5 protein-coding genes and 1 riboswitch are annotated in these 8252 nt (G+C 72.0%); all 5 genes read right to left on the bottom strand.

Annotated elements, in window-relative coordinates; translation table 11 throughout:
• Positions 1–10 precede the first annotated feature (10 nt).
• Positions 11–88, bottom strand: a riboswitch (S-adenosyl-L-homocysteine riboswitch).
• Positions 89–149: 61 nt separating this feature from the next.
• The gene (locus AC1Q7O_RS16390; protein ID WP_492658738.1) at positions 150–971 is read right to left on the bottom strand and encodes an efflux RND transporter periplasmic adaptor subunit; all 822 of its coding nucleotides are present in this window, start codon (positions 969–971) and stop codon (positions 150–152) included.
• Positions 968–2956, bottom strand: coding sequence for a preprotein translocase subunit SecA (locus tag AC1Q7O_RS16395; RefSeq protein ID WP_492658737.1), 1989 nt, complete (start codon positions 2954–2956; stop codon positions 968–970). The genes AC1Q7O_RS16390 and AC1Q7O_RS16395 overlap by 4 nt, the downstream gene beginning before the upstream one ends.
• Before the next feature lie 628 nt (positions 2957–3584).
• Entirely contained in the window at positions 3585–5759 is a 2175-nt protein-coding gene (locus tag AC1Q7O_RS16400) for an efflux RND transporter periplasmic adaptor subunit (protein ID WP_492658736.1), read from the bottom strand.
• Complete coding sequence (locus tag AC1Q7O_RS16405) at positions 5747–7588, bottom strand: hypothetical protein (protein WP_492658735.1); 1842 nt, start codon at positions 7586–7588, stop codon at positions 5747–5749. Before AC1Q7O_RS16405 ends, AC1Q7O_RS16400 begins: the two co-directional genes overlap by 13 nt.
• A 66-nt stretch (positions 7589–7654) precedes the next feature.
• Complete coding sequence (locus AC1Q7O_RS16410; protein ID WP_492658734.1) at positions 7655–8227, bottom strand: hypothetical protein; 573 nt, start codon at positions 8225–8227, stop codon at positions 7655–7657.
• Positions 8228–8252: the final 25 nt, after the last annotated feature.

Here is an 8252-nt window from a genome sequence, read left to right on the forward strand (position 1 = left end):
ACAACCCTTTTCACAAAGGGCGCCCTTGACCTGTCGTCGCGACCGAGCGTGGCGGAGACCGTGCTCCGTCGCAGCACCCCTCGGTGAGACGGCGCCGACAGGCGGCGCGGGGCGGATTCTACGAAGCCGTCAAAGCCGCAGCAGCGCGCTCAGAGAAACCGCACCTTGCAGCGCACGCCGGCCGGGATGTCGCCGCCCGGGTTGGGCAGCTCCAGCCGCACGCCGAACGAGCCGCTGGCGGAGTCCATGACGCGGTCCACCACCTTCACCTGCGCCTGCCAGCTGCCCTTGAGCGGCGACTCGGGCGTGATCTCCGCCGGGCGGCCGGCCTTGATCTGGCCCAGCACCGACACCGGCAGCACCACCTCCACGCGCAGCGGGTTCGTCTGCGCCATCTTCAGGATGGGCCGCGAGCCCTCGCCGGTGAAGGCCAGCTCGCCGGGGTTCTGCAGCCGGTCGGTGACGACGCCGCTGAACGGCGCCTTCAGCGCGCGCTGCTTCAGCACGGCGTCCAGCCGGCGCGACTCGATGCCGGCCAGGCGGCGGTTGTCCACCGCCAGCGCCAGCTCGGCCTCGGCGACGCGCAGCTCGGCCTGCGCCTCGTCGCGGTCCTGCGCGGTGATGTAGTGCTGCTCGCGCAGGTCCTCGCGGCGGCGGAACTTCTCGCGCGCGTAGTCGGCACGGGCCCGCGCCACGCGCAGCTCGGCCTCGGACTCGGCACGCTGCTGCGCGCCGGCCAGCGCCTCGCGCTCGACGCTGCCGTCCAGCAGCACCAGCGTGTCGCCCGCCTTCACCGCGCCGCCGCGCTCGACGAGGATCCTATCGATGAGCGCGTTGGTGGGGCTGCGGATCTCGATGCGCTGGTTGGGCTCGATGAGGCAGTCGTAGCCGGCCGGCGCGGCGGGCGCCGCGGGCTTGGTCGATTGCGCCAGCGCGGCGGCGGGCAGCAGCAGAAACGGAAGCAATCTCATATCTGGTTTCCGGCGAATCCGAGCAGATTGTCGAGTTGGCGGTCGGCCTTGAGCGTGCGGCGGCGCATGGCCGCATGCAGCCGGCCGGCATGGCCTTGCGCGGCGCGGCGCAGCAGCGCCAGCGCCCAGCCGGGCAGTTCGTCGCGGCCGGCGAAGAGGCGGCCCAGCAGCGCCTGCAGCGTGGCGGCATGGGCGGTGAAGATCTCGTCGTCCAGCGCCACGATGGCCAGCGCGACGCCGGGGTCGCCCTGGCGGGCCCCGCGGCCGACGAGCTGGCGGTCGATGCGCGCGGAGTCGTGGAACTCGGTCAGCAGCACGGCCAGGCCGCCTTTCTCGCGCACGCGGTCGTCGAGGTGGATGTCGGTGCCGCGGCCGGCCATGTTGGTGGCCACCGTCACCGCGCCGGGCTCGCCCGCGGTGGCGATGATGTCGGCCTCCTCCTGGTCCTGGCGCGCGTTCAGCACGCGGTGGACCTGGCGCGGCCCTAGTTCGTCCGAGAGCGCGACGGAGGCCTTCACCGAGCGCGTGCCGACAAGCACCGGGCGGCCGGCTTCGAGTTCCTGTGTCACTGCCTCGCCCACCGCCGTCCATTTCGCGGCCTGTGTGCGCAGCAACCGCGCGGGCCGCGTGACACGCTGGTCGGGTCTGTGCGTGGGCAGCCTGACGACGTCGAGCCGGTAGACCTGGTTCAGCTCCGGCGCCACCTCGGCGGCCGTGCCGGTCATGCCGGCCAGGCGCAGGTAGCGGCAGAAGAAGCGCTGGAAGGTGATGCGCGCCAGCGTGCGCGCGGGCTCGGTCAGGTCCAGCCCTTCCTTGGCTTCGATCATCTGGTGCAGCCCGCCTTCCCAGCTGCGGCCCTCCAGCACGCGGCCGGTGTACTCGTCGACGATCTGAACGGTGCCGTCGATGACGACGTAATGCTGGTCGCGGTGGAACAAGTGCAGCGCGCGCAGCGCCTGGCCGACGAGGTGCTCACGGCCGCGCGCGACGCCCCAGATGCCGCCCAGGCCCTCGGCTGCCTCGCGCACGGCGGGCAGGCCGGCGGCCTCGAAATGCAGGCTGTGGCGGGCCGCGTCGATGCCGAAGTGCTCGCCCAGCGTCAAGGTCGCGGCGATCTTCAACGCCTGCTGGTAGTCGGTGGCATCGGGCGGCCTGCCCTGCTTCTCGGACAGGATCAGCGGCGTGCGCGCCTCGTCGATGAGGATGGAGTCGGCCTCGTCAACGATGGCGAAGTGCAGGCCGCGCAGCAGCAGCAGCTGCGGCAGGCGTCCGTGCAGCAGGCGCGCCTGCATCTGCGCCGGGCTGACGCGGCCGCCGGCGGACACGCGGTCGCGCAGGTAGTCGAACACCAGGCTCTGGTTGGTGCAGTAGGTGATGGGCCGCTGGTAGGCCACGCGCTTGGCCTCGTGCTCCAGCGTGGCCCAGACGACGCCGGCCGTCATGCCGAAGAAGCCGAACAGCGGCTGCATCAGCTCGCAGTCGCGGCGGGCAAGGTAGTCGTTGACGGTGACGACATGGGTGGGCAGACCGGCGGCGCCGGCGATGGCGGCGGCGATTCCAGCCGTCAGCGTCTTGCCTTCGCCGGTCTGCATTTCGGCCAGGCGGCCTTCGAGCAGCACGGCGGCGCCCATCAGCTGGGTGTCGAAGGGCCGTTTGTTGAGCGCGCGGCGGGCGCCTTCGCGGACGAGGGCCATCACTTCGGCAAGGCCTTGCGCCTTGCCGGCCTGCACGGCGGCGGGCGCGGCCCGGAACAGGCGGCGGCGCAGTTCGTCGTCGGTCTGCTGCTGGACTTCCTGTTCAAGTTCGCCGGCGGCTTGCGCCATCTTGCGGAGCGTGGGCACGGCGGGGATGAGGTGGCCCTTGAGGCGCCAGAGGACGCCGCGGGCCAGGCGGTCGTGCACGGGCTCGTCGACGTCCCGCCGCTCGGGGAAGATGCCGTGGGCGAGGGATTCGCCGATGTCCAGAGGGAGGGTGGCGGCGGTCATGTTTGCCGCCTTTGGAGACAAGCGCGACACGCCTCGGTACTCCTGCGCTGTGCCGAGTGTGGTGCCGGGAGTCCGCCCCGGCGGGCGGGTAACTTTCTTCTGCGGCGCCAGAAGAAAGTCACCAAAGAAGAGGCGCTGAACCGTACACCATCGCGACGCCGCCAGACACGGCGCGCGAAAACATCCGCTTGCCTTTCACCCAGATGCGAACCGCTGCGCTCTCGCCCACCACTTGGGCAGGCCGCGCACAACCGAACCAGCACCCCGCTTAACGCGCGGCTGCACGCCGGCGCTGGGCAGCCGACATACCGAACAGCCGCGCCGCTCGGGCGGCGCTGCATTGGGCTGTTTTGATGAGCACGGCGTGCAGCCGCGCGTCGGACGGGCAGGTGGGGCGATGGATGCCGGTCGTGACAAGTCAGACGCGAGAGCGCAGCGGTTCGCTTGTAGGCAACAGCGTTGCGGCTGTTGCGCGGCGCGGCTCGTGCATGTGGTGCTCGTGTGCGGTTCAGGGCCTCTTCTTTGGTGACTTTCTTCTGGCCCCGCAGAAGAAAGTTACCGCGCTGCCAGGCGCGCATCCCGGCACCACAGTCGGCAATGCACAGGAGTGCCGAGGCGTGTCTCGCCGTCATAGCTGGAAATGCGACAGGAACAACCGCCGCAGCCCTTCCCACGCCCTCACCGCCACCGGCTCCGCCGGATGCTCCAGCCGCACCAGCACGCGTGCGCCGATCTGCCGGTAGGGCATGTCCTGCCCCAGCTGCAGCTCGTGCTCGAACAGCGTCTGCAACGCCTGCAAGCCCTTGGGGTCGTGCGGGTCGAGCGGGATGTCGCCGCCCGCCGCCGTGCCCAGCGCCGGGCTGGGCAGCTCACGCGCCGCGGCCGGCACGCTGCGCACCAGCCTGGCGTCAAAGCTCTGCCCCGGCTGCTGCGGCGCGCGCACCTCGATGCCCTGCACCGCCGCGCTCTGCCATTGCGGCAGCACGACGCGCACGCGCGGTGGGCCGGCGGTGTCCAGGTGGCCCAGCACCTCGCCGCGCTTGAAGTAGCGGCCGGCCAGGTCGTCGGGGCGCGTCAGCAGCAGGATGCCGGCGACTTCCGCGCGCACCACCAGCCGCGCGGCCTCGTCCTCCAGCACGGCCAGCGCTGCCTGCTCGCGCCGCACCTCCTCGGCCAGCAGCGCCGCGCGCGCCGGCGCGATGCCGATGACGCCGAACGCCGCGTCGTGCTTGGCCTGCGCCAGCGCCAGCCGGCCGCGCTGCTCGCCCACGCGCGCGTCCAGCGCCGGGTCCACCAGCTCCGCGACGGGCTGGCCCTCCAGCACCACCGCGCCAGGCCGCACCAGCAGCTTGGAGAGAAAGCCGGCGCCCTGCGCGCGCAGCACCGCGTTGTCGCTGGGCCAGACCACGCCCGTCGCCACCGAATGCCGCGGCATCGGGATGACGAACAGCAGCAGCACCAGCGCCGCGCCCGACGCCCACAGCACGCGCCGCACGCGGGCGGCCTGCGGCTCCAGCGCGGGGTCGCCGGCCAGCTTCTTCAGGCCGCGGGCCCACGGCAGCAGGCAGCTGGCAACGAGGCCCCAGGCGGCGATCAGCACGCCGATGAAGAAATAGCGGCTCGCGATGAACATCGCGATGCTGACCATGACGAAGAGGCGGTAGGCCAGCGCCAGCGGCGCGTAGACCAGGAACCAGCGGCGCTCGCCGGGCGTGGACAGCGGCGGCTCGGCCTGGTGCTGGCCGAACAGGTGGTAGCGCAGCAGCCAGCCCCAGTACTCGGTGGAACGCTGGCCCAGGTTGGGACTCTCGATGGCGTCCGCAAAGATGTAGTAGCCGTCGTAGCGCAGCAGCGGGTTGGCGTTGAACATCAGCGTCGTCACGCTGGCCAGCACGATGACGTTGAACGCCAGCGAGCGCACGAAGCCCGGCTCCAAAGCCAGCCACAGGTAGAAGGCGACGGCCGCGATGAACAGCTCGGTCAGCATGCCCGCGGCGCCCACCAGCATGCGCGGCCAGCGGCTGGCGAACGCCGCGGAGCTGGACGCGTCCACGTAGGGCACGGGAAAGAACACGAGCAGCATGACGCCCATCTCGTGCACCTCGCCGCCAAAGCGCTTGGCCACCAGCCCGTGGCCGATTTCGTGCGCTGCCTTCAGCAGCGGGAACAGGATGGCCAGCAGCAGCAGGTTGTCGACGGCCAGCAGGCGCTCGTTGATGTTGCCGGTCAGCTCGCGCCAGTGGCTGGGCGCCAGCAGCACGGCCGGCAGCACGACGGCCAGCCACAGCGCGACGCCCGCCCAGCCCTTCAACGGGCCGGCCTTGTCGACGACCCGGCCCAGCCACGCGTCGGGGTCCACCAGCGGGAAACGCAGCGACACCGGGTTCGCGAAGCGCTGCATCAGCTTGGAGCGGCGCTGCTTGCCGCCGCGCTCGAACAGCTCGGCCACGTCGGGCGTCACGTCGCACTGGATCAGGTCGGCCGCGTAGAGCTGGCCAAACAGCTGCACCAGCTCGTCCTGGCTGGGCGTGTGCTCGTCCATGGCGGCACTGAGCCGCTCCCACACCTGCTGCAACGTGCGCTCGCCGTCCAGCAGGCCGATGACGCGGTAGCTGCCGGGGTTGAAGCGGTGGTACTTGCCGGACACGCGGTCCTCGACGACGTACCAGATCTCGCCGCGGTAGACGTGCCGGTGGATGCGCACATGGCCGCGCAGCCGCGGCTTCAGCGTCGCGACGCGGTACCAGTTCGCTGAAAAGAGCGCGTCGCCCAGAGGACGCTGAGGTGGCGCTACGGCGTCCATTGCCACAGCGCCAGCTTGACCCAGTCGGTGAACCGGTGTGTCCACACCCACAGCAGGCTGCGCTCGCCGACGACGACCTTGGCGACGCCTTCCATGTTGGGCTTGAGCTTGACGCCCTCCTGCCCAACCAGTTCAGCCTCGGCGCGGAAGTAGTTGCGGCCCTCCTCCACCACCGACACCGGCGTGACGGACTTCAGCGTGAAACGCCAGCGCTCGCCCGGCGCGCCGGTCAGCACCAGCTCGCCGCCTTGGCCCGGCTGCACGCGCGCGATGTCGCGCTCGTCGATCTTCAGCATGACGCGCCAGCTCGCCAGCGGCGCCAGCTCGAACAGCGTCTTGCCCATCTCCAGCGGCGCGCCCAGCTGCTGCGACAGGTCGCCCTTGACGACCACCGCATCGAACGGCGCCACCAGCGCCACGCGCGACAGCTTGGACAGCGTCAGGTCCAGCTGCGCGCGGGCCTGGTTGGCCTGCGCGGCGGACAGGCGCTGGTTGACGCGGTCGGACTGCGCCATGGCCTCGCGCTCCTTGCGCTGCGCCATCTCCAGCTCGGTCTCCCAGCGCACCTTCTCCAGCTGCAGCTCGCGGTCGTCCATGCGCGCCAGCACCTGGCCGGCCTTGACGGTGTCGCCGGCCCGCGCCGGCGCGTCGCGCAGGAAGCCGTCGAACGGCGCGACGGCCGCGCGCTGCACGGCGCCCTCGACGATGGCCGGCGACGACACGCGGTGCTCGACCGGCACAAGCGCTGCGATCAGCAGCCCCAGCGCCAGCACACCGGCGCCGAGCTTGAGGCCGGGGTGGGAGGCGTCGGTCAGCCGTGCTGCGGCGTGGCGCAGGCTGCGCCGCGCGTGATGCACCAGGCTTTCGTCGCGCGCATGCTTGTGCTCCAGGACGGGCGCCAGCACGCCGGCCAGCAGCGCCATGCCGCTCAGCTCGGCCGGCTGGAACACCGTGTTGCGCTCGAACAGCAGCACCGCGAACGGCGGCGCCGCGCCCAGCGCCAGCGGCTGCGACGCGAGCGCCAGGCTGCCGGAATCGGCCGCGTACCGGCCGTGGGCCATGCGCAGCGTGTTCAGGTCGGGCGTGTCATTCGCCTCCGGCCAGACGACCTGGCGGCGCTGGTCGAAGGCCTCGGTCATCGCGGCGCGGGCCAGGCTGGTGAGGTTGGCCCGCTCGTCAAACCACGCGGAATGCGACACGGCCGCCGTCTCCAGCGCCGGGCCGTCGGCCAGCGCCAGCTGCACCTGGTGGCAGCCGAAACGCGCGGCCAGCTTGTTGACCAGCGTGAGGCCGGCCTGGCGGAAGTCGGGCTCGGCCAGCGCGGCCAGCGACACCTCGAACAGGAAGGCCGATTCATCGAGCCGCTGGCGCGCCTGCGCCAGCTCGCGCTGCGCAAACAGGTCGGCCATCCAGCCGGCGCCCCAGTGCGTCAGCCGCGCGGCGAGGCGGGCCGCCTCGGGGCTCGCGTCCAGCAGCTCCAGCACGACGGCGCCGTGCAGCGCCTCGCCCGACGCCAGCGGGTAGGCCAGCTGCACCGGGTGGCCGGCATGCTGGCGGCGCACGCCCTGGCGCGTGGCCAGGCATTCACGGGCGATGTCGGCCAGGCGCTGCAACTCGGTGCCCTCGGGCCACGCCGCGGCGGGCACGTAGGAGCCACTGGCGTCCTGCAGCAGCAGCAGGCCCACCTGCGCGTCGGGCACCAGGCTGCACAGCACCGCCAGCCAGGCGCGGCACAGCGCCTCGGCCGAGCCGGCGCCGGCCAGCGACGCCCAGGCGGCGTCGGCGCCGAGCGCGGGGTTGGGGGCGGGAAGATCGTGGCGGGCGTTCATCGCATCGTCAGACAAGCGTCGGGCCGCCCGCCCTGCCCGCGCGGACGGCGGCAGGCAAGGCCTGCGTCATCCGGCGCGGCGGCGGCGGGCCAGCAGGCCCATGACGGCCAGGCCGGCGGCCAGCATCACCGCCGGGTTGGCCTCGGGCACGGCAGAGACCGTGACGCTGGAGCTGCCCAGCACCGAGAAGTCGGCGCCGCCGGCCGGGTCGCCCAGGTCCAGCGAGTAGTTGACGGCGTGGGTGCCGGCGGTCAGGCCGGTGAAGGCGATCTTGACGGCGAAGGCGCCCCCAGGCAGCGCGGGTGCTTCGGCGAAGACGGACACACCCAGTTGGTTGGTGCCCGGCGTGATCATCGTGAAGTCGGGGTTGAGGATGCCGCTGCCCGCGAGGGCATCCCAGCTCAGCCCGAATGCCGTGGACTTGCTGGTATCCAGCCCCAGGCCGCCGGCCCAGTCCAGGTTGAACGTGATCGAGGTCGGCGTGAACGCTTCCGAGACGTCCAGCGTCAGCGTGACAAACCCGGTGCCGCCGACGGTGGTGGAACCCGGCGTGGCGCTGCCGGTGACGGTCACGGCCTGCGCCGGCAGTGCGAGAGCCAGGGCCGCCGCGGCGGCCAGCGTGGTGATGGCGTGCTTCATGTGCTTGTTCTCCTTCGTGAAACGT

This window comes from Roseateles sp. GW823-FHT07B05 (assembly GCF_058794515.1).

Bases quoted from the DNA above. Each gene is read 5' to 3' on its own strand.
- AC1Q7O_RS16390 (WP_492658738.1), bottom strand. From the start codon at position 971: ATGAGATTGCTTCCGTTTCTGCTGCTGCCCGCCGCCGCGCTGGCGCAA.
- AC1Q7O_RS16395 (WP_492658737.1), bottom strand. From the start codon at position 2,956: ATGACCGCCGCCACCCTCCCTCTGGACATCGGCGAATCCCTCGCCCAC.
- AC1Q7O_RS16400 (WP_492658736.1), bottom strand. From the start codon at position 5,759: ATGGACGCCGTAGCGCCACCTCAGCGTCCTCTGGGCGACGCGCTCTTT.
- AC1Q7O_RS16405 (WP_492658735.1), bottom strand. From the start codon at position 7,588: ATGAACGCCCGCCACGATCTTCCCGCCCCCAACCCCGCGCTCGGCGCC.
- AC1Q7O_RS16410 (WP_492658734.1), bottom strand. From the start codon at position 8,227: ATGAAGCACGCCATCACCACGCTGGCCGCCGCGGCGGCCCTGGCTCTC.